This is a genomic window from Ferrimonas kyonanensis DSM 18153, from assembly GCF_000425405.1.
GTDB lineage: Bacteria > Pseudomonadota > Gammaproteobacteria > Enterobacterales > Shewanellaceae > Ferrimonas > Ferrimonas kyonanensis.
In genome coordinates, this window is record NZ_KE384367.1 from 90,507 (window position 1) to 111,881 (window position 21,375).

The 21,375-nt window shown below is 55.8% G+C and carries 15 protein-coding genes and 4 tRNA genes; 7 read left to right on the forward strand and 12 right to left on the reverse strand.

Annotated features, from left to right (window positions below; genetic code table 11):
• Positions 1-93 precede the first annotated feature (93 nt).
• Positions 94-810 (forward strand): cupin domain-containing protein, encoded by a 717-nt coding sequence (locus H598_RS0120245; RefSeq protein WP_028114634.1) that lies wholly within the window; start codon positions 94-96, stop codon positions 808-810.
• Positions 811-832: 22 nt separating this feature from the next.
• Positions 833-1,966: a hypothetical protein gene (locus H598_RS0120250; protein WP_035416338.1), complete on the forward strand. Its 1,134-nt coding sequence runs from the start codon at positions 833-835 to the stop codon at positions 1,964-1,966.
• Between the two features lie 216 nt (positions 1,967-2,182).
• Here H598_RS0120250 and H598_RS0120255 read toward each other — a convergent pair whose 3' ends face one another.
• On the reverse strand, positions 2,183-3,820 hold the full coding sequence (locus H598_RS0120255; RefSeq protein WP_028114636.1) for a methyl-accepting chemotaxis protein: 1,638 nt from the start codon (positions 3,818-3,820) through the stop codon (positions 2,183-2,185).
• 457 nt (positions 3,821-4,277) lie between these two features.
• Here H598_RS0120255 and H598_RS0120260 point away from each other — a divergent pair, with 457 nt between their 5' ends.
• From H598_RS0120260 to H598_RS0120270, 3 genes are all read left to right on the forward strand, one after another.
• On the forward strand, positions 4,278-5,681 hold the full coding sequence (locus H598_RS0120260; RefSeq protein ID WP_028114637.1) for a wax ester/triacylglycerol synthase family O-acyltransferase: 1,404 nt from the start codon (positions 4,278-4,280) through the stop codon (positions 5,679-5,681).
• Positions 5,682-5,780: 99 nt separating this feature from the next.
• Positions 5,781-8,609 (forward strand): TolB family protein, encoded by a 2,829-nt coding sequence (locus tag H598_RS0120265; protein WP_156897126.1) that lies wholly within the window; start codon positions 5,781-5,783, stop codon positions 8,607-8,609.
• Between the two features lie 108 nt (positions 8,610-8,717).
• The gene (locus H598_RS0120270; RefSeq protein WP_156897127.1) at positions 8,718-9,098 is read left to right on the forward strand and encodes a hypothetical protein; all 381 of its coding nucleotides are present in this window, start codon (positions 8,718-8,720) and stop codon (positions 9,096-9,098) included.
• A gap of 39 nt (positions 9,099-9,137) precedes the next feature.
• Here the strand turns inward: H598_RS0120270 and fabV are convergent, their stop codons facing one another.
• The 8 genes from fabV to tig form a co-directional block, all read right to left on the reverse strand.
• Positions 9,138-10,340, reverse strand: coding sequence for an enoyl-ACP reductase FabV (gene fabV, locus H598_RS0120275; protein WP_028114640.1), 1,203 nt, complete (start codon positions 10,338-10,340; stop codon positions 9,138-9,140).
• Positions 10,341-10,555: 215 nt separating this feature from the next.
• A complete protein-coding gene (locus H598_RS0120280; RefSeq protein WP_028114641.1) occupies positions 10,556-12,415 on the reverse strand; it encodes a SurA N-terminal domain-containing protein in 1,860 nt (619 codons plus the stop codon).
• Positions 12,416-12,514: 99 nt separating this feature from the next.
• A tRNA-Asp gene (locus H598_RS0120285) sits at positions 12,515-12,591 on the reverse strand.
• A gap of 48 nt (positions 12,592-12,639) precedes the next feature.
• Entirely contained in the window at positions 12,640-12,912 is a 273-nt protein-coding gene (gene hupB, locus H598_RS0120290; RefSeq protein WP_028114642.1) for a nucleoid-associated protein HU-beta, read from the reverse strand.
• A gap of 291 nt (positions 12,913-13,203) precedes the next feature.
• Positions 13,204-15,552, reverse strand: a complete 2,349-nt coding sequence (gene lon / locus H598_RS0120295; RefSeq protein WP_028114643.1) for an endopeptidase La — start codon at positions 15,550-15,552, stop codon at positions 13,204-13,206.
• Between the two features lie 151 nt (positions 15,553-15,703).
• Entirely contained in the window at positions 15,704-16,984 is a 1,281-nt protein-coding gene (gene clpX, locus H598_RS0120300; RefSeq protein ID WP_028114644.1) for an ATP-dependent protease ATP-binding subunit ClpX, read from the reverse strand.
• A 71-nt stretch (positions 16,985-17,055) separates the two neighbouring features.
• Complete coding sequence (clpP, locus tag H598_RS0120305; protein WP_028114645.1) at positions 17,056-17,673, reverse strand: ATP-dependent Clp endopeptidase proteolytic subunit ClpP; 618 nt, start codon at positions 17,671-17,673, stop codon at positions 17,056-17,058.
• Between the two features lie 91 nt (positions 17,674-17,764).
• On the reverse strand, positions 17,765-19,075 hold the full coding sequence (tig, locus tag H598_RS0120310) for a trigger factor (RefSeq protein WP_028114646.1): 1,311 nt from the start codon (positions 19,073-19,075) through the stop codon (positions 17,765-17,767).
• Between the two features lie 408 nt (positions 19,076-19,483).
• Between tig and H598_RS0120315 the strand changes: the two genes are divergently transcribed.
• Positions 19,484-19,768: a hypothetical protein gene (locus tag H598_RS0120315; protein ID WP_028114647.1), complete on the forward strand. Its 285-nt coding sequence runs from the start codon at positions 19,484-19,486 to the stop codon at positions 19,766-19,768.
• Positions 19,769-19,839: 71 nt separating this feature from the next.
• On the opposite strand, the gene H598_RS0120320 is transcribed toward H598_RS0120315, so the two are convergent.
• The 3 genes from H598_RS0120320 to H598_RS0120330 form a co-directional block, all read right to left on the reverse strand.
• Positions 19,840-19,915: transfer RNA gene (locus H598_RS0120320), tRNA-His, on the reverse strand.
• A 7-nt stretch (positions 19,916-19,922) separates the two neighbouring features.
• A tRNA-Arg gene (locus tag H598_RS0120325) sits at positions 19,923-19,999 on the reverse strand.
• A gap of 182 nt (positions 20,000-20,181) precedes the next feature.
• Positions 20,182-20,258: transfer RNA gene (locus H598_RS0120330), tRNA-Pro, on the reverse strand.
• A gap of 210 nt (positions 20,259-20,468) precedes the next feature.
• Between H598_RS0120330 and folD the strand changes: the two genes are divergently transcribed.
• Complete coding sequence (gene folD, locus H598_RS0120335) at positions 20,469-21,323, forward strand: bifunctional methylenetetrahydrofolate dehydrogenase/methenyltetrahydrofolate cyclohydrolase FolD (protein WP_028114648.1); 855 nt, start codon at positions 20,469-20,471, stop codon at positions 21,321-21,323.
• Positions 21,324-21,375 lie beyond the last annotated feature (52 nt).

Genomic DNA, 21,375 nt, shown 5'->3' on the forward strand with positions numbered 1-21,375 from the left:
TTCCTACAAAAACCACCCGTGATCCATCCCGCATTTTAGCCGCCAGCAACATTGAATAATTAAATCGAACTAATTAATCAAACAAGGAAACAGATGATGAAAACAACACTCGCAATTGCAATCTCGACCCTGCTTATTGGCGCCCCGTTATCGGCGCTGGCCAAAGATCACAGTCCGGTTCCAACCCCACTGACCAGCTCCACCTATGCCCCTCAGTGGACCATTCCTGCCGAGTGTAAAGATCCTCTGGCCGAAAAATACATTGCCGGACTGCAGTCAGGCAAGTTCACCCTGGCCAACATTAAGGCCGACGACACCATCGCCAAAGATAAGCGTAACTGGCTAACCTTCGATGACAGCGGCAAAAACGTGGTTGAATGCAAAGACGGTGACATTAAAAACTCCCCCTCCAACTACTGCTGGAAAGAGCTGTCCGACTCGCCATCGGTAATGGGCATTGTCTCCATGGGTAAAACCGACCACGCGCCCCACTTCCATCCTCAAGGCGAATGTTACTACATTGCCGATGGCAAGACCGAAACGCTAGCTCAGAATCAGATGCAGACAATCGAAAAGGGACAGTACTTCTTCATTAATGATTACGCCATTCATAATATTCCAAATCTAAATGACGAAAAACTTACCATCTTTTATTGGTACCCCGGCGATGCCAACTGGGGTTCATTTAAATATTACTGGAAAAGTGACGTTGAGAATCATCAGCCGGCAGAGGCCGCTTTTGACAAAGTGGATGTGATTCGACAAGCCGCCTGGGGCTTTGGTCCATACGGTACTGAAAACCTCAAATAACTGAATTATTCTGGATAATAAAATGACTGTATTTAAATTAACCCGGTCAGCCTTAATTATTTCCCTGGCTCTGGGCTCCCTGTCTGCCACCTCCGCTCAGGCCGAGGATGGCATCAGTGTCGGCGGCGCCGTTCGGGTCAACTATGGCCTCAAGATGTACAGCGACGCCTCCAAAGACAAAGGCGGCGACCTGAACTTCGACATCCTGGCGCTGAAGTTTAATGGCCAGAAAGGCGACTGGGGCCTGGCGGCCGAATACCGCTTCAACGCCTCCACCAACTTCATCAAATACGGCTACGCCTACTACGACCTGGATCCGGAGTGGCAACTGCAATTTGGTGTGGCCAAGGTGCCGTTCGGCAACCCCGGCTTTATTTCAAACAGTTGGTGGTTTGGCCTGCCGTATTACCTGGGCTTCGAAGACGACTACGATGTGGGGGCCAAGGCGGTCTACCGCAGCGGTGACTGGCAGACCGACATCGCCTTCTTTAAGAACGGCGAGTACAACTCCAGCAACAACAAGGCCTACACCCCAGATCTGTTCAGTGGCACGGTCAATGGCACCGATTACCATAACGAAGAGATCAACCAGATCAACCTGCGTCAGGTGTACCACTACGCCCAGGGCGATCTACTCGTTAAGGCCGGTGGCTCGGCGGAGTTTGGCCAAATCTACAACAGCAAGACCACCGATACCGGTGATCGCTACGGCATCGCTCTGCACCTGGATGCCAGCTATCAGGGCTGGAACCTGCAGATGCAGGCGATGCAATATGAATTTGATGCCGAAAACCCTGCCGGTATGGATGGCAACAAAATCGGTGTCGCCGGTGCCGGCTGGCAGTGGGAAGTGGCCTCCAAGGGGCAGATCTACTCCTTCAATGTTGCCAAGAGCTTCACCACCAGCTTTGGCAGCATCAAAGTCTACAACGATTTTGGCCTGTTAACCCCGGATGTGGACGATGCCAGCTTCGATGACAGCTTCCAGAACGTCACCGGCATGGCCATTGCTGCCGGTCCGCTCTACATCATGGCTGACTTTATTCAGGGTAAGAACATGACCTTCTCCACCGAGTTGGATGACCATGTCGGCCTGCCTGAAGCCGGTGACGGCTGGGATCAGCGAATCAACCTCAACTTTGGCTACTACTTCTAAGCCAATCCGGGCCAGGGAAGCGGCGAACATCCATCACCGCCGCTGCGTATCAACCCACAGCCTTTCCTGACCTTGCCAGCTCCCCGTGAGCTGGCTTTTTTCAGCCCTTACTCCGCCCCCTTCGCTGGCATTGCTTGCACAAAAAAGCCAGCTGTCACTGACAACTGGCTTAGTCAAAAACCGTCTAGCTATGTTTAAGACGGGTCCAACCTGCCGTCAGGACAGCCGGTACCGAGACACCAGTTGATGCAACTCATCGGCGTGGCTGAGGATCTGCTCTCCCACCGCCAGCGCCTGACTGGCGTTGGCTTCCACCGACTCTCCGACTTCCTTGACCCGCAACACGCTCTGGCTGATCTCCTCGCTGACCCGGCTCTGCTCCTCGGCCGCAGCCGCGATCTCCATATTCATCTGACTGATGTGACTCACTTCGCCGGTTACCTGGGTCAGCATGTCATCCACTTCCTGCGCCTGTCCGGCACAGACATCGGCATACTGCTGGCCATGACGGATAGAGGAAACCGCCTCTTCAGTCTCCTTCTGCAGACGCTCGATCATGGTCTGAATCTGCTGGGTCGACTCCTGGGTCCGGGATGCCAGAGACCGAACTTCATCGGCTACCACCGCAAATCCCCGTCCCTGCTCACCGGCCCGGGCGGCTTCGATGGCCGCGTTCAGAGCCAATAGGTTGGTCTGATCGGCGATGTTGCGAATCACATCGAGGATGGCGCCGATCTCCTGACTTTCGTGTTCCAACCGCTGCATCACCTCACCGGACTGGCTCACGGCCCCCTGCAGTTCGATGATGTTGCGTTTGGTCTCATCTAGGCCGGCCTTACTTTGCCCCAGACGACCATTGGTCTCTGCCACATTGTCGGCTGCCACCTGAGCGCTGTTGCTGACCTGAGTCACCGACGCCACCATCTCGGTCATGGCACTGGCCATCTGGTCGGTCTGGGTATTCTGCTCATGGATCTCCGCTCCGCTGGCGCTCATCTCCTGTTTCAGAGTCTCGGACTGAGCCCCCAGGGCATTGGACACCTTGACCAGGTTCTGCACGATCACCACCAACTGTTGCTGCAGGTCACGGGCATCCTCGGCCAGTTGCCCCACCTCATCGCGTTGCTGCAGGGTCAGCGAAGCGGCAAAGTTGCCCGACGCCAGCTGCCGTAGAAACGCACCCAGCTCCCGGGTCGGCCTGACAACCGCCGCATTGCCCACTGCCATTCCCATTGGGATGGCAATAATGATGGCCGCAATCAAGGCGATGATGCCCACCAATAGCTGCTCTTCGGCATGCTGTTGGTTCTCGTCAATTAACCGGGTCTGATTCGCCGTCATCTCGTTCACAATCTGTTCCAACAGCGTCGACGGGGTCCGATCGATGCCACGCAGTTGCTGATCCGTAGCCACCGCGTCAAACTGGTTGTCCTTCAGGAACTGGTGCCCCTGCCGGTATTGCCGGTTCAGGCTCTGCAGTTCGGTGAGAAACGCCTGCATTTTGGGTGCTTGAGCACTTTGAAGCTGCTGCAACAGCGCCAGAGTCTCCTGGGCATGCTCAAGCACCTTGGCTTCCGCCTTCTGATACTTGCCCCAGTACTTATCCTGGTCTGCCTGGGAACCGGTTCGAATCAGCACGTTTTTCCACGCCTGTACCTGATTCTTAAACTCCACTTCAACCACCAGCACCTCTTCACGGGCACGGATGTCGTTGTGCAACATATCCTGGTAATAGCCCACCACGGACAGCTGGCTGGACAGGGCAAAGCCGGCGCCCACCAGGATCAACACAATGCCGATGAGGTTGGCAGCCACTAATTTTGTTTTGATACTCAAGTTTTGCAGATAAGTCATTCAGACATCCCAAAGACGGTACCCGGACGCGGGCAAGAAGGGTCGTAGCGTACGCAGTCGCTGCTGGTGGCGACTTTCAACCCTCGAATAGTAACAAAGGGTAAATTAAGTATTTGTACTTTAATCCGTTAACCGAACTACATTTCTCTGTAGTAACAAAGAATAAGTACATTTTATAGTCGACAAAGGCACCAGAAATCTGGCCAAAACCAGTGGAATCAGCTGATTTATTTGAGTTTTAGCCCGGCGGTCGCTTTTTGAGACCATCAACAGGTACGACCTTCACAAAAAGTGATAAACATCAAATATCAGCCGTAATTAACTAAAACCGCATTTCAATGACTACTTAAACTAAGTCATTGACCCACAAGCGCTATGAGCTTAATTTAAAGTTCCGGCCTGAAACGGATTGGTGCCGGTTACAATTTGCCCTACGAAGTAGATGGAGTTTGCTGATATGGCCCGCTTGTCATTGATCGATGCCTCGTTTGTCCTGTTCGAGTCTGCCCACACCCCGATGCACGTGGGGGGGCTGTTTATGCTCGAACCCGACGACCGCAATTTCGCGACCGAGCTGTTTCAGCACTTGCTTCAATGCCATATCGCCAACCCGCCTTTTAACCGAATCCTGAAAGTCGGTGCCGGCGGCTGGCCTTACTGGAAAACCACCTCCAGCCTCAATATTGAACAACACGTCTTTCTGCACCAGGCTCCACAGCAAGGAGACGAACTGGCACTGCAGCGCATGTTGGCTCAGCTGCACAGCCAGTTGATGGATCGGCGTAAACCGCTGTGGGAGTGCCACATTGTCGAGGGGATTAAAGGCGGCCAGGTGGCGCTTTACATCAAGATTCATCACGCCTGTGCCGATGGCATGAAGCTCAGTGCCATGGTAGACCAGTTGCTGTCCGAGGTGCCGGATACCAACATCAGCCCGGCCTTCTGGCAATTCAACAGCCCACGGCGAGCACGGCAGAACAACACCCTGAAACAGGCCTACGACTTTGGCAGCGCCCTGTATCACCAAATTGTGGAACTGCCCAACCTGGCCAAGCTGACCGGCAAACTGTTTTCCCGGGCTTTCTACCCCACCATCAGTCGCATGCCAATCCCGTTCACCGCCGAAAAAACCTTTTTCAATCAGCGTCCGATCAACGACCGGGTCATCGCCCAAGGCAGCCTGCCCATCAGCTCCATCAAGCGGATCAGCAAATTCACCGGCGCCTCGGTCAATGAAGTGGTTCTGGCGGTGTGCGACGCGGCGCTGCATCAATATTTGATCGACCACAAACGTCCCAGTGACAAGCCTCTGGTGGCCATTATGCCGGTCAATATGAAGGTGGATGCCAACGACAAGGACAACCACTTTTCTCCCGCCCTGATTGAGCTGGGTAAACGCCAGAATCAACCCACCGAACGACTGAAGGAGATCATGATCTCCAGCCGTCAGATCAAGCATGAGGCCAAAGCCTTTTCACCCACGGCATTCATGAACCTCTCGGTGGCCACCAATGCGCTGATGCTGCTGATTGGCAAGCTGAAGCTGGACAATCGACTGCCCACCATCAGCAACCTGGTGATCTCCAATGTGCCGGGCCCGCGGGAGACCCGTTACCTGTTCGGCGCGCCGATTCGCTCCATCACCCCCTACTCGGTGCTACTGCCGGATCAGAGCCTCAATATCACCTTGTTCAGCTACGATCAGATGCTGCACGTGGGCATTACCGCCTGCGAGCGCGCTCTGGGCGACATTGAACTGCTGGTGCCCTACATCAGCAAAGCCCTGACGGCACTGGAACTGGATCTGCTGAGCGTGACTCTGGAGAAAGTGGAAGCCCAACTGGAGCAGCAGCGACACTGAACCGGCTTAGATACTCGTGCGGTTACGTTTTGATTTTGATAAATAAAATCAAATCTGGCTACAGTACTTTTATGTCTTCAACAAGGAAGTGAGCCGCCCGTGTCTCTCAAACCCATGCTGTTGTTGCTGGTCCTGGCTTTGCTGGCGCTACCGGCGCTGGCCGAACGTCCCAGCGACGACTGGCACACCCTGGAAACCGATCTCTACCGCATCCATTTCACTCCGGAATACGAACTCTGGGCCAGGCAGTTGGCGGCGGACGCCGATACCATTCAGCGCCACGTCGGCGACCAGATAGGCCATCATCTGGATCAAAAGGTCGACATCGTGGTGCGCGATCCCCTCAATGCGGCCAACGGCTTTGCATTGCCGTTGATCGGACGCAGCCGCACCGTGTTCTATACCACCGCGCCCCTGTCCGATTCGGTGCTGTCCTACATGGACGACTGGCGAACTTTACTGCTGGTCCATGAACAGGCTCACCTGAATCACCTGTCCCGTCCCTCCCGCTCCTCCCTGACTCAACTGTGGCAAGCACTGTACGTCGACTTCCTGCAGATGCCGCGCTGGGCCTCAGAGGGCTACGCCACCGTTATTGAGCATCAGCACAACGGCAAGGGGCGGCCAGCCAACCACCTGGTCAACGCCATTCTGCAGCAGTGGGCTCGTGAAGGGGCCCTGCCGAGCTATCAGCAACTGTCCGGCGATAACGACGCCTACCTGGGCATGAGCATGGCCTACCTGATGGGCTCCAGCTACCTGCTGTGGCTAGAGTCCGAGTATGGAGCCGACAGCCTGCCCGCGGTCTGGACTCGCATGGCCGCCAAGCAAGGCCGCGATTTTGAGCAGGCCTTCCAAGGGGTCTTTGGCCAATCTCCCCAGCGCCTGTATCGCCGTTTTGTGGCCGAGACCACCTACCAGGCTCTGGCCGCGGAAACCCACATGAGTGACCCACAGGCCAGTCTGTGGCTTGAGCATCAATGGGGACTGTCGCGACCCGCCCTGTCCGCCGACGGCAGCAAGCTGGCACTGCTGTTGAAAGAGCAACACAGCGACGGCCAACGACTGGTGATCTACCCCACCGCCGATGACCCAAAGGCCAGACAACAGTGGCAACAGCGCCAACAGGCGCGGCTGAGGCAAGATCCCGAAGACATTGCCGACATCGAGCCCAGGGTGTTTAACCCTACCCCCCTGCACCAGTTGCCAACCCGAAGCTGGCGCATGACCGCACCGAGGTGGCTCGACGACCACACCCTGATTTTCAGCCAGGCCCAACAGGATGCCGCCAACAACTGGCATTTCGATCTGTTCACCTGGCACCCCGACAGCAATAGAGTGCGGCGCCTGACCCACAACCAAAACCTGGTGCGCGTAGCTCCCCATCCTGACGGCACCCGGGCACTGGCGCTGCAGCGTCAATATGGCCACAACCGCATCGTCGAGATTGACCTGAGCAGCGGCACCCTGACGCCGGTCGTAGAAGCCCAGGGCAATGACCTGCTGGACTTCCCCGCCTATCGCCCCGACAGCGATCAAATCAGCTTCCTGAGGCACCGTCACGGCCAGTGGCAACTGATACTGGACCAGGGCGGTCAACAACAGCTGTTGGCGCTGAGCCAGGTTAATCAGGGCAACTTCGTCAGCTACCCTCTGTGGCTCGATAGCCAGACGCTGCTGCTGACCCTGGGCCAGGCGAATGGCGTTGCCAACTACCGCCTTGATCTTCACCAGCACCAACTCGAGCGACTCACCAGCCACAAGCTGCTGGCTACCGCCGCCACTGCCGATGACCAGCGGCTCTACTTTGTGGTCACCGACAGCCAGGGACAGAGCCTGTACCGACAACCCCTGAATCAGCGGATTGGTAACACCATCGCCCTGGCCGCCCCGAGCCAACCTGCCGATGCAACACCACAGCCACACCTGAGCCAGGATGCCCAACCCTACGGCACTGGTCCGCAATACCGCGCGCTGGCGTTTGGCGCCAACCTGTCGTCCTGGCAACAAGGGCTGGAGTTTGGCCTCAAAGGCGGCGACCCCATCAACCGCCTGCGTTGGCAACTGATGGCACACTGGGACCCCGATGGCCACCAGCAGGGGCTGATCGCCAGCCTGCGCTGGCAAGGCTGGCCCATACAGGTCCACGGCGATCTGTACTATCTGCAACAGGACTTTCAGGGTGTTGACGGCAGCCTGGCTCCCCAGCTGGATGAGCGGCGCAGCGGTGCCCACCTGGGCGTGGCGTGGCAACAACGCTGGAGCGATCTGATGTCGCTGCAGCTGAGTACCGGGGTCACCCTGAGCCAGATAGACGATCAGTCCCTGGGCCGCAATGGCATCGATCAGCGCAGCGTCTATGGCGATGTGGCGGTTAACGGCCGCTGGCAGCGCGGCCGCTGGAATAGCCACTATCAGCTCGCTGGCCGTGCCAGCAGTGGTGAAACCGACCAGCAACAATGGCACCGCTATGACACGGGAGTGGCAGCGGCGCTGGGCTATGGTGACTGGCAGCTGTCCGGAGGCTATCAGCGCCTCAGCCTGCTCGGGGCTCCCAGTCACTATGACCTGCTCCGCCTCGGTGGCAGCGACACCAGCCTGACCCCTTCCTGGCTGCCCTGGGGCCAGCACAGCAACCCCGCCCTGCCCCTGTCTGCCCTGGTGGGTCAGGAGCTGCAGCAGTGGCAAGCCGGATTGGGCTACCAGGCCATACGTGGCTTCTATCAGCGCTATCAGATGGACGATGGCGACAGCCTGCCGGTATACGGCATCGAGTATCAACTGCAGGGGCTGGGGCCCTACCTGGACGATGCCCTGCCGGAGCTGGATGGGCTCAACCTGCGTTTAGGCACCGGCTGGGCCGGAGACAACGGCGTCGACGATCCCCTCGGCTGGAGCGCCTGGGTCAACCTGTTCTACCAACTGTAGCCTTCACAGCCAAGCCCTGGGATTTCTCAGGGCTTGGTCATGAAAGAGGTTGGCGCACCGCCCCGGTCAGGCTACTCTGTGCAGGCGATGCAACCACAGGTTCGAACCATGACGCCTTTTTCCCCGGACGATCTGCTTAATCACTTGTTTGCCCTGCCGACTCAGACTCTTTCGTCCGAGCGGTTGAGTCAGGTGGTCGCCAGCCTGCTCGATCATCACAACCAGCCATGGCAACTGAAACTCGGTCATCAACGCCACCTTGGCGATACCCCGCACTACTGGGTCGAGTGGCAACACCTGGTGGTGGACTTTCGCTATCCTGGCCTCAGCCAGCCAGAGCAAGGGATTCGGCCTATCGCCGAGGTCGAAAGCGATTATCGACCGCTCCATACCGAATCCTTTACGCCTGTGCCCCTGGTGCTGCTGGCCAGCTTCTGCCGCAACGATCACGCCCACTTCGATCACCTTGCCGCCAAACCGCAGCCATAAAAAAACCGCCTGGCGGCGGTTTTTTCACTTGGATTCGACTTAGATATCGATGACGTCGAACTCCACCAGCGGGTTGACGTCAGCCTCGTAGTCGACACCGTCAATGCCGAAGCCAAACAGGTTGAGGAACTCCTCCTTGTACTGAACGTAGTCCGTCAGTTCGGCCAGGTTCTCATCCGTCAGCTTGCTCCACAAATCACGGCAGTGGGCCTGAATGTCTTCACGCAGCTCCAGGTCATCCAGGCGCAGGCGATTGGACTCATCCACCTCGGCAGCGCAGCCATCCGCTTTATACAGGCGTTCACTGAACATGCGATAGATCTGCTCCATGCAGCCTTCATGGACCCCCTCTTCGCGCATCTTCTTAAACACCATGGCGATGTACAAAGGCATCACCGGAATGGCGGAGCTGGCCTGGGTCACCACCGACTTCAGTACCGCCACATTGGCGCTGCCGCCAATGCTGCTCAACTGGCTGTCCAGCGCGTGCGCGGCACGGTCGAGGTCTTTTTTGGCATCGCCCAAGGCACCATCCCAGTAGATGGGCCAGGTGATCTCGGTACCGATGTAACTGTAAGCAACGGTCTTACAACCCGGTGCCAGAACGCCAGCGTCGGACAAGGCGTTGATCCACAACTCCCAGTCTTCACCGCCCATCACGGTTTTGGTGGCGGCAATCTCTTCGTCGGTCGCCGGCTCGATGGACGCTTCAAACAGGGTATCTTTGTTGGTGTCTACGGCGGTGGCGGTGTAGGTCTCACCCTTTGGCTTGAGCACCGAACGAACCACTTCACCGGTATCGGGCATCTTGCGCACCGGTGACGCCAGGGAGTAAACCACCATGTCGACTTGACCCAGGTCCGCCTTGATCAGGTCGATGGTCTTCTGCTTGGCCTCGTGGCTAAAGGCATCGCCGTTGAGGCTCTTGGCGTACAAGCCCGCCTCGTGGGCCAGCTTGTCGAAGGCAGCGGCATTGTGCCAGCCTGCGGTTCCTGGCTTTCTCTCGGTGGCCGGCTTTTCAAAGAACACCCCAATGGTAGCGGCATTGCTACCGAACGCCGCAGCGATTCGAGAAGAGAGGCCGTAGCCACTGGAGGAGCCGATGACCAAAACCCGCTTCGGGCCGTTGGCGATGGCGCCCTTGGCCTGGGTGTAAGCGATCTGCTCTTGTACATTGCGCTCACAGCCAACCGGGTGAGTGGTGGTACAGATAAAACCGCGAATTTTTGGCTTGATGATCATCCGATATTCCTTTGGTTTGTTCCTGCACATTGGCAGGCGATCGCGCCCCGTTCGGGCCACAGTAGAAAATTTTTCAGGCAAGCTTATCCAAAAGCGATGATAACGAAAAGGAAAAGCTGGCACATCCGACCATCCGCGCTGACCCGCAAACGAAAAGCGCAGCCGAGGCTGCGCTTTGTGGTTAACGGGTAACCGGCATCGCCGGGCCGCAAGGCTTACTCAGCTACAGGATAGCTGATATCGGCATTGGCACGCAGTGCCGCCACCAGAGCCTGGTAGCTGCCCTGGCCCATCATGCTGGCCATACGCAGCTTCAGGTTTTCGGCCACCTGAGTGTCGGCATCGCCGGCACTGACCTTATCCAGGGCCACAACGGCGTAATCACCACTACTCATCTGTAGCGCAGCGTAGGAGCTGTCTCCGGCTGGCTTAGCCATGGCAAACACCTGCTGAACCAGCTGGCCATCCACCTCGGCATTGCCCATGCGGCCCATGGCATCGACCGCCACCATGCCGTCCAGCTCGGTGCCAGACTTCAGCTCCGCCAACTTGGCTTCGGCGGCAATCTTGGCCTGGGCTGAGGCTTGTTCCGCCACCAGCTGAGCCTGAATCTGGTCACGAACTTCGGCCAGAGGCTGGGTACCCGCCGGCTTGTAGTCCTTGGCACGCACCACCAGCACGTGGCCACTCTCCAGCTCGATGATGTCGCTGTTCATGTTGTCCAGCACCACCGCATCGGAAAACGCCGCGTTCAGCACTTTCGGGTCGTTAAACGGCGCCGGGGCGTTGAAACGATTGAACAGCTCGGTGCTCTTCACCTCACCACCCACTTCCATCGCGGCATCTTCCAGGTTTTCAGGAACCTGGAAGCTGACGTCGGCCAGCAGTTGTTGCAGCTCGTAGAAACGGTCCTGGGCTTGCTCGGACTTAACCGCGGTCTCGATGTCACCACGAACTTCGTCCAGAGGCGCCACCGCACCGGTTTCTACGTCTTTTGTCAGCACGATCTGATAACCATAGTCGGTCTTCAGAACCTCGGAAACCTGACCCTTATCCTGACCAAACAGGGCCTGGTCAAATTCCGGATCCATCACACCTTGCTCAAACCAGTCCAGCTCACCGCCATTGTCGGCAGAGAAGTCGTCGGAGACGGCCTTCGCCACCTCGGCGAAACTCTCACCGCCGCGGATGCGAGCCAGGGCGTCATCCGCCTTCGCCTTAGCGGCGTCATCGTCACCTTCGATCAGGATGTGAGCCGCCAGGCGGCGCTCCGGCTTCTGATACAGGTTTTGATGACCGTCATAGTAGGCCTGAACCGCTGCGTCAGACGCTTGCACGTCTTTCATCAACTGTTCAACCGTCAACTCAACGTACTCCAGGCTCACCTGCTCGGCAGTGGCAAAGCGGTCAAGGTTCTTGTCGTAGAACGCCTGAATCTGATCATCAGTGATGGCAACATCGGCTTCGAAGTCGGCCTTAGCAATGGTCAGATAACGGAAATCGCGCTGCTGCTGTTGCAGTGATACTAGGCTCAGTGCCTGCTCGGTGGTCACAATTTCACTGCCCAGCAGGGTGCGCAGCAGTTGGTTACGAACCATGTCGCGACCGATCATGGTGGCCAGCTGATCCGGCGTCATGTTGACCTGACGCAATACCGCCTGGTAACGATCGTTGTTGAATACCCCGTCCTGCTGGAACTCTGGCATGGCAACAATGGCTTGCTTAATCTGCTCATCAGAAACGCGCAGACCCAGGTCTTTGGCTTTTTGATCAATCAGACGTTCGGCAATCATCCGCTCCAGCACCGACTGGCGCACACTGGCCATCCAGTTGGCGTCGGCAGACAAGGTATCAAACATCTCGCCCATCTGCTGGCGCAGACGGCCCTGCTCGTTCTGCAGCGCCTTATCCAAATCATAACGGGTAATATCTTCGCCGTTGACGGTCACAGCGTTGACCTGGCCATTGGAGCCTAGGTAGCTGTAAATGCCTGACAACGCGAATGAGAGAATCACAGCGCCCAAAATAATCTTGGCGGCGCCACCCTGTGACCCTTCACGAATTTTCTCTAACATCTGATGTCTCTTCTGGATCGAGCTAGAACGGGTAATACCAAATCGCAGCTTGGTACCTATAAAAAAAGCGCATCGTTGATGCGCCTTTTAATAAAAAACTGGCGGAGTAGACGGGACTCGAACCCGCGACCCCCGGCGTGACAGGCCGGTATTCTAACCAACTGAACTACCACTCCGAAACTAAAAAACGCTCACGATGTTGTCGTTGAGCGCTTTCTGGTTATTTAGTTTACCGCGTCTTTTAGCGCTTTACCGGCTTTAAATGCAGGGATCTTCGCCGCAGCGATCTTGATCTCTTCACCAGTTTGTGGGTTACGACCAGTACGCTCTGCGCGCTCACGTACTTCAAAAGTACCGAAACCTACCAGAGAGATTTTGTCGCCCTCTTTCAGAGTGTCGGTGATTGCTTCAATGAAAGAGTCCAAAGCACGGCTGGCTGCTGCTTTTGAGATATCAGCACCAGAAGCAATTTGATCGATCAATTGAGATTTGTTCATTTCATCCCCTTCAATTCTAATTTTGCGCCGTCGCCATTCCATCGCTAGCGCGGTCTGCGGAGAGTTTTATATCAAGCCTAAATTCAAAGTTCAAGCATTCAGAGAACCGCAATTTCCTAATCAGGATACCGCTCAAAGCCAGTCATGCCGCGCGTTATAGCGCACTGAGCCTTGGTTCAAAACATACACTACACATGCAAATCGAGATTGAAAAGCCCTTTTTTCGGTTTTTCGACCTAAAACAAAAATGCGCCCATAAAAAAGCGCATTTTTGTTGATTAATGGCCAAGATTACGCCACTGAAACAAAGCCTTCCGGCGGATTCTCCAGTGCCAGATTGAGAACTTCGTCAATCCACTGCACCGGATGGATAGCCAGATCCTTCTTCACGTTGTCTGGAATCTCTTCCAGATCACGCTCATTTTCCTTAGGAATCAGTACGGTTTTTATTCCACCGCGGTGTGCAGCCAACAGTTTTTCCTTCAAGCCACCAATGGGCAACACCTCACCCCGCAAGGTAATTTCCCCGGTCATGGCCACGTCGGCTTTGACTGGATTTCCGGTCAGACTGGACACCAGAGAGGTGCACATGGCGATGCCTGCGGACGGCCCGTCTTTCGGCGTCGCCCCTTCAGGAACGTGAACGTGGATGTCCCGTTTTTCATAGAAATCCGGGTTAATCCGCAGCTTCTCAGCTCGGGAGCGCACCACGGTCATTGCCGCCTGAATCGATTCCTGCATCACGTCACCCAGGGAACCGGTGTAAGCCAGCTTGCCTTTGCCCGGCACCGAGGTCGCCTCGATGGTCAACAGGTCGCCGCCCACTTCGGTCCAGGCCAATCCAACCACCTGACCGACCTGGTTATTTTGCTCGGCTTTTCCATAATCAAAGCGCTGAACACCCAGATATTCCTTGATATTATCGCCGTCCACCGTGACCGATTTCAGCTTCTTATCCAACAACAACTGCTTCACCGCCTTACGGCACACCTTAGAGATTTCACGCTCCAGGCTACGCACCCCGGCTTCACGGGTGTAGTAACGGATAATGCCGATGATGGCACCGTCATCGATGGTCAACTCACCCGGCTTGAGGCCGTTGCGCTTCAACTGTTTGGCCAGCAGATGCTGCTTGGCAATGTTGAGCTTTTCATCTTCGGTGTAACCGGACAGACGAATCACTTCCATGCGGTCCAGCAGTGGGCCCGGAATGTTCATGGAGTTGGAGGTGGCCACAAACATCACGTCTGACAGGTCGTAATCCACCTCCAGGTAATGGTCGTTAAAGGCGTTGTTCTGCTCCGGATCCAACACCTCAAGCAGTGCCGAGGCCGGATCGCCACGCATGTCGGAGCTCATCTTGTCGATCTCATCCAACAGGAACAACGGGTTTTTCACTTCAACCTTGGCCATCTTCTGAATCAGCTTGCCCGGCAGCGACCCGATGTAGGTACGACGGTGACCGCGAATCTCCGCTTCATCACGCACGCCCCCCAGTGCCATGCGAACGTATTTGCGTCCGGTGGCACGGGCAATGGATTGCCCCAATGAGGTCTTGCCCACCCCTGGAGGCCCTACCAGGCACAGAATCGGCCCTTTCAATTGCCGCACTCTGGACTGCACCGCCAGGTACTCGAGAATCCGGTCTTTGACCTTCTCCAGTCCATAGTGGTCAGCATCCAGAATCTGCTGAGCGCGGGCGATGTCTTTTTTGACCTTGCTACGCTTGGTCCAGGGCACGCTGATCATCCAGTCGATGTAGCTGCGTACCACGGTGGCCTCGGCAGACATCGGCGACATCATCTTCAGCTTATTCAGCTCCGCCTCGGTTTTCTCCTTGGCTTCGGCCGGCATACCGGCTTCATCTATCTTTTTCGACAGCGCTTCGAACTCGTCGGGCACGTCATCCAGCTCACCCAGCTCTTTCTGGATCGCTTTCATCTGCTCGTTGAGGTAGTACTCGCGCTGACTCTTCTCCATCTGCTTCTTGACGCGGCTGCGAATCTTCTTCTCCACCTGGAGAATGTCGATCTCAGACTCCATCATCGCCATCAGGTATTCCAGCCGCTCGGTGACGTTGCCCATCTCCAGAACGGCCTGCTTCTCTTCCAGCTTCAGCGGCATATGCGCCGCCATGGTGTCCGCCAGGCGGGCCGCTTCGTCGATGCCGTTCAGCGAGGTCAACACCTCGGGCGGAATCTTCTTGTTGAGCTTGATGTAGCCTTCAAACTGACCGATGGCGGTGCGAACCAGCACCTCCTCTTCCTTTTCATCCATCTGGTCGGTTGCCACGTAACGGGCATTGGCCACCAGAAACGGCTCTTCGTCGGTAAAGGTCTCGACTTCCGCACGCTGGCTGCCTTCCACCAACACCTTGACGGTGCCGTCGGGCAGTTTCAGCAACTGCAGGATGGAAGCCACGGTACCCATGCGGTACACGTCCTCGATGCTGGGTTCGTCCAGCTCCGCTTCTTTCTGAGCCACCAGCAGGACCTGCTTGTCCTGCTCCATTGCCGCTTCCAGACAGCTGATCGATTTTTCACGACCAACAAATAAAGGGATCACCATATGGGGGTAGACCACCACATCCCGCAATGGCAGAACCGGGATATGGATAAGGTCGGAGCGCTCTATTGTCATGGCTCTATTCCATTTCAGCTACCAGCCTGTGGGAAACAGGCTTCTGTAATTCAGTATATGGGGGCGTTACAGCCAGTTTCAATCGTTAATTAATACGTAAGGCATAAAAAAAAGGAGCCAAAATGGCTCCTTTTTTCAATGTGCTACCGACTTATTCGGCGGAGGCCGCTTGGGCGTCTGAGCCATCGTAAATCAGAATGGGAGCCGATTCGCCTTTAATCACAGACTCATCGATCACAACCTTGCTGACATTTTCAGTGGACGGCAGGTCGTACATGGTGTCCAGCAACACCCCTTCCACGATGGAGCGCAGGCCACGGGCGCCGGTCTTACGAATCATCGCCTTGGCGGCAATGGCACGCAGCGCATCGTCGCGGAACTCCAATTCGACGTCTTCCAGTGCCAGCAAAGCGCCATACTGTTTCGTCAATGAGTTCTTTGGCTCCTGCAGAATCTGGATCAAGGCTTCTTCATCCAGCTCACCCAGGGTTGCCACCACAGGCAGACGACCGATGAACTCAGGAATCAAACCGTATTTCACCAGGTCTTCCGGTTCAACCTGCTGGAAGGTTTCGGTCAACGACTGGGTGTCGTTCTTGCCGCGAACCTCGGCACCAAAACCGATACCGGTTCCGGTCAGCGCACGCTGCTCGATCACCTTATCCAGGCCGGCGAAAGCGCCACCGCAGATAAACAGAATCTTGGAGGTGTCCACCTGCAGGAACTCTTGCTGAGGATGCTTGCGGCCACCCTGAGGCGGTACCGCCGCCACGGTGCCTTCGATCAGCTTCAGCAGCGCCTGCTGCACACCCTCACCGGAAACATCTCGAGTGATGGATGGGTTGTCAGACTTACGGGAGATCTTATCAATCTCATCGATGTAGACGATGCCGCGCTGGGCTTTCTCTACGTCGTAGTCGCACTTCTGCAGCAATTTCTGGATGATGTTTTCCACATCTTCACCCACATAACCGGCTTCGGTCAGGGTGGTGGCATCGGCCATGGTGAACGGCACATCCAGCAAGCGAGCCAAGGTTTCCGCCAACAGCGTCTTACCGGAACCGGTAGGACCAATCAGCAGAATGTTACTCTTACCCAGCTCCACTTCGGCGTTGTCGCCGCCATGGCGCAGTCGCTTGTAGTGGTTGTATACGGCAACCGACAGCACTTTTTTAGCCTGTCCCTGCCCAATAACATAATCATCCAGGTGAGCGCGGATCTCATGGGGCGTCGGCAGGCGATCACTGTCCCGCTTCGGCACCAACTCCTTGACCTCTTCACGAATAATATCGTTACACAGGTCCACACACTCGTCACAGATGTAAACAGAAGGGCCGGCAATCAGCTTGCGCACTTCGTGCTGACTCTTTCCACAAAAAGAGCAGTACAAAAGTTTGCTGTTTTCACCGTCTCCCTTGGAGATATCACTCATTCAGCTACCTCATCACTGTGCCTGTCGCCCTGCCATACCCTTCAGTGTATGCCACCGGCGACCGCTTTGCTTTACTCTACGCCGCGCTTAGTCAATACCGAATCGACCAAGCCATATTCAACGGCGTCATTGGCACTCATGAAGTTATCACGGTCGGTATCACGTTCGATGATCTCCAGCGGCTGACCGGTATGTTCGGCCAACAGGGAGTTCAACTTCTGCTTGATACCAATGATCTCTTGAGCGTGGATTGCGATGTCAGAGGCTTGCCCCTGGAAACCACCCAATGGCTGGTGAATCATCACCCGGGAGTTTGGCAGTACATGCCGCTTGCCCTTGGCTCCACCGGCCAGCAGAAACGCGCCCATGGAAGCCGCCTGTCCCATGCACACCGTGCTCACGTCCGGCTTGATAAACTGCATGGTGTCGTAAATCGACATCCCTGCGGTTACCGAGCCACCGGGTGAGTTGATGTACAGATAGATATCTTTATCCGGGTTTTCGGACTCCAGAAACAGTAACTGGGCCACCACCAGGTTGGCCATATGATCCTCAACCTGACCGGTCAAAAAAATCACACGCTCTTTCAGCAGGCGGGAGTAGATATCGTATGAACGCTCCCCTTTCGCGGTTTGTTCAACCACCATAGGGACCAGTGCATTGAGTGGAGATTCGAGCAAATGCTGCATATTCAATCCGTTTCCTAACAAAATGGCTCGCATGAGAACAACCCCATACGAGCCATAATATGATTGGCCTGACAGGCCAAGTCAAATCAACTTAAGCGCTAGGCTGTTGTTGATTCATGAACTCTTGGAAGTTCACTTCCTTATCAGAAACTTTAGCATCCGCCATCAGGGCGTCAACCGCTTGCTCTTCCAGAGCAACGTTGCGCATGTTCTGCATCATCTCCTGGTTGTTGTTGTAGTACTCAACAACTTCCTGAGGATCTTCATAGGCAGATGCCATGGAAGCGATCAGGGCGTTTACGCGCTCATCTTCCACTTTCAGTTCTTTTTGCTTGATCACTTCACCCAGCAGCAGACCGACGCGAACGCGACGCTCGGCTTGCTCGGTGAACAGCTCAGCTGGCAGTTCAGGCATGTTCTGCGCCTGCTGGTTGCCAAAACGCTGCATCGCTTGCTGACGCAGAACGTTGATTTCACCTTCAACCAATGGCTTAGGTACGTCAATCTCGTTGGCCTTCAGCAGACCGTCCAGAGCTTGCTCTTTTACCTTCGCTTTCAGAGCCTGAGTCAGTTCACGCTCCATGTTCTTGCGGATTTCCGCTTTCAGCGCGTCCAGACCGCCTTCTTCGATGCCGAACTTGGCAACGAACTCGTCGTTCAGCTCAGGCAGAACCTGGGCATCGACGCTGTGCAGCTTGATAGCAAACTGAGCCACTTTACCTTTCAGGTTTTCAGCGTGGTACTCTTCAGGGAAGGTCACATCGATGCTGAACTCTTCGCCGGCTTTCTTGCCCAGAATGCCGTCTTCGAAACCAGGGATCATGCGGCCGGAACCCAGAACCAGTTCAAAGCCTTCAGACTTGCCACCTTCGAACGCTTCACCGTCGATGGAGCCTTCAAAGTCCAGCTTCACCTTGTCAGAATCCGCCGCTTCGCGCTCAGCCGCTTCAAAGGTCGCGTGCTGGGTGCGCAGAGTTTCGATCATGGTGTCAACGTCGGCGTCGGTCACCTCGCAGACTGGCTTTTCGATTTCGATGTCGCTCAGACCCTGAAGTTCAACTTCTGGGTACACTTCAAACAGAGCGGCAAACTGCAGGTCTTCACCTTCGTTGCTGGCAATCACCTCAAAACGAGGGGCGCCCGCAGGGTTCAGCTTCTGCTCAACAATGGCTTCAAAGAACTTCTGCTGCATCAGTTCGCCCATGGTTTCCTGGCGAATTGCGGCACCGTAGCGCTTCTTAAATACAGAAACTGGCACCTTGCCAGGACGGAAACCGTCCAGACGTACGCGCTTGGCTTCGGCCTTCATTTTTTCGGTTACTTTAGGCTCGAATTCAGCGGCCTCAACGGTAATAGTCAGGCGGCGTTCCAGGCCTTCAAGGGTTTCAAAAGAAACTTGCATTACGTTACCTCAAGTACTCGTGTTCTTGGTGACCAGCCGTGTCGTCAGCTGGCAAAAAATATGCCGCGGTATAGTCAATGTAAACCGCGCGTATCAGGAGTGCTTGCAGACGCAATGATTGAAAAACCAGTGATTGCATAGAAACGGCTTTAAAATCGACTCGGAAACTCCGAAAACGCCTGCCACTACCTGCCTAAGCCAATAGTAGGACGCGCCATTATAGCCATAGGTATTGACGGAGTCGAGATGGCATTGTTAAAGGCGGGATAAGATCCCTTTCCTGCCACCATTTGCTCATTTGTTGTGCAACACTTACCGAAGCAAACGGCCACGGAAGGGCGTTCATAGGGAAGGCAGAATGCCGGCATCAACCCGAATCGAAAGGCAGCCCAGCAAAGGAGCTCCGCAATGAAAGCTCAATACTGTCACATCGGCCAGCAGATGATAGAAGTCACCTGGTCGAACGGAGTAATGACCATCAAGGGCCACGGCGCCCTGTCCGACAAGACCGTCGACATCCCTTATGAAGAGGCACTTCAGGCGGCGACGGCTTACGTTGAACAACACGGCGGAGAATTGCCAACCCTGTACCGCGCCGGTTGGATCTCAGCAGAAAACCGAATCAGCCAAAAGGGCATCTACTCCAGCAACCCCGATTTGCAGGTCCGTCAGGACAGGGCCGAAACACCTTAGGGCTCTGTATCGGTGGCGGAGCACCGAGCTGAAACGAAAAAAGCCCCTGCAAAGCAGGGGCTTTTTAAAGATGGGGTGGCTGATGGGGATTGAACCCACGACAACCGGAATCACAATCCGGGACTCTACCAACTGAGCTACAGCCACCATTATATGGCGCACCCGGCAGGATTCGAACCTGCGACCAGCTGCTTAGAAGGCAGCTGCTCTATCCAACTGAGCTACGGGCGCAAGATACAACCTTACCGGTGTATATTATTGTGTTTGATGCCGACAAACCAGATCGTTCATCCCACACATATAAAGTGGTCGGTGATAGAGGATTCGAACCTAAGGACGACCTCTGCTCCGCACTTTCTAATAGCGACGATGCGCTACCAGCCCGGGCCTAAACACCAAACACGGTATTAAAGTGGTCGGTGATAGAGGATTCGAACCTCTGACCCTCTGGTCCCAAACCAGATGCGCTACCAGGCTGCGCTAATCACCGACAAAGTGTTGTTGTTTCGAGGCTGAGCCCCGTCAACGGAGGCGAATATTAGCGGCGGCTCCCAGTCAGGTCAATCACTTTTTTGCAAATGCCGCCGCGATTGGACAAATGCTGTACGTGAGACACACTAATACCATGACAGTGATCCGTTTTGCTGGCAAAATGCGCACCAGCGTCACTTAATCTCAACTACAAGGGAAGTTTGTAGGGATGACAGCATCACTAATAGACGGCAAAGCCATTGCCGCATCAATTCGACAGAACATCGCCTCTCAAGTCCAACACCGAACCAGCCAGGGGCTACGTGCGCCCGGGCTGGCCGTCATCCTGGTCGGCAGCGATGCCGCCTCTCAGGTCTATGTCGGCAACAAGCGCAAAGCCTGCGAACAGGTTGGCTTTGTCTCCAAAAGTTTTGACCTGCCAGCGGATACCACCCAGGACCAGTTGCTGACCCAGATTGACCAGCTCAATGCCGATGCCAGCATTGATGGCATCTTGGTGCAGTTGCCGCTTCCGGATCACATCGACAGTGCTACCGTGATTGAACGGATTCAGCCAAACAAAGACGTCGACGGCTTTCACCCCTATAACGTCGGCCGCTTGGCTCAGCGTATTCCGGTGCTGCGCCCCTGCACGCCTTTGGGCATCATGCAGTTGATCAAATCCACCGGTGTCAAAACCCATGGCCTGCACGCCGTGGTGGTCGGCGCCTCCAATATCGTCGGCCGGCCGATGACGCTGGAGTTGCTGCTTCGCGGCTGCACCACCACCACCTGCCACCGCTTTACCGACAATCTGCGCCACCACGTCGCCCAGGCCGACCTGCTGGTGGTCGCGGTGGGCAAGCCAAACTTCATTCCCGGTGAATGGGTTAAACCCGGAGCCATCGTCATCGATGTCGGCATCAATCGTCAGGCCGACGGTAAACTGGTGGGAGACGTCGAGTTTGACGCTGCCAGCCAGCGCGCCTCGCACATTACGCCGGTTCCCGGCGGAGTGGGACCGATGACCATCGCCTGCTTGCTGCAAAACACCCTGTTCGCCTGCGAGCAGTACCACAGTTAACCGGGGGCTGAATGTCGGCACCGCTGACACCACCCAACCCTGGTTCAGCCAA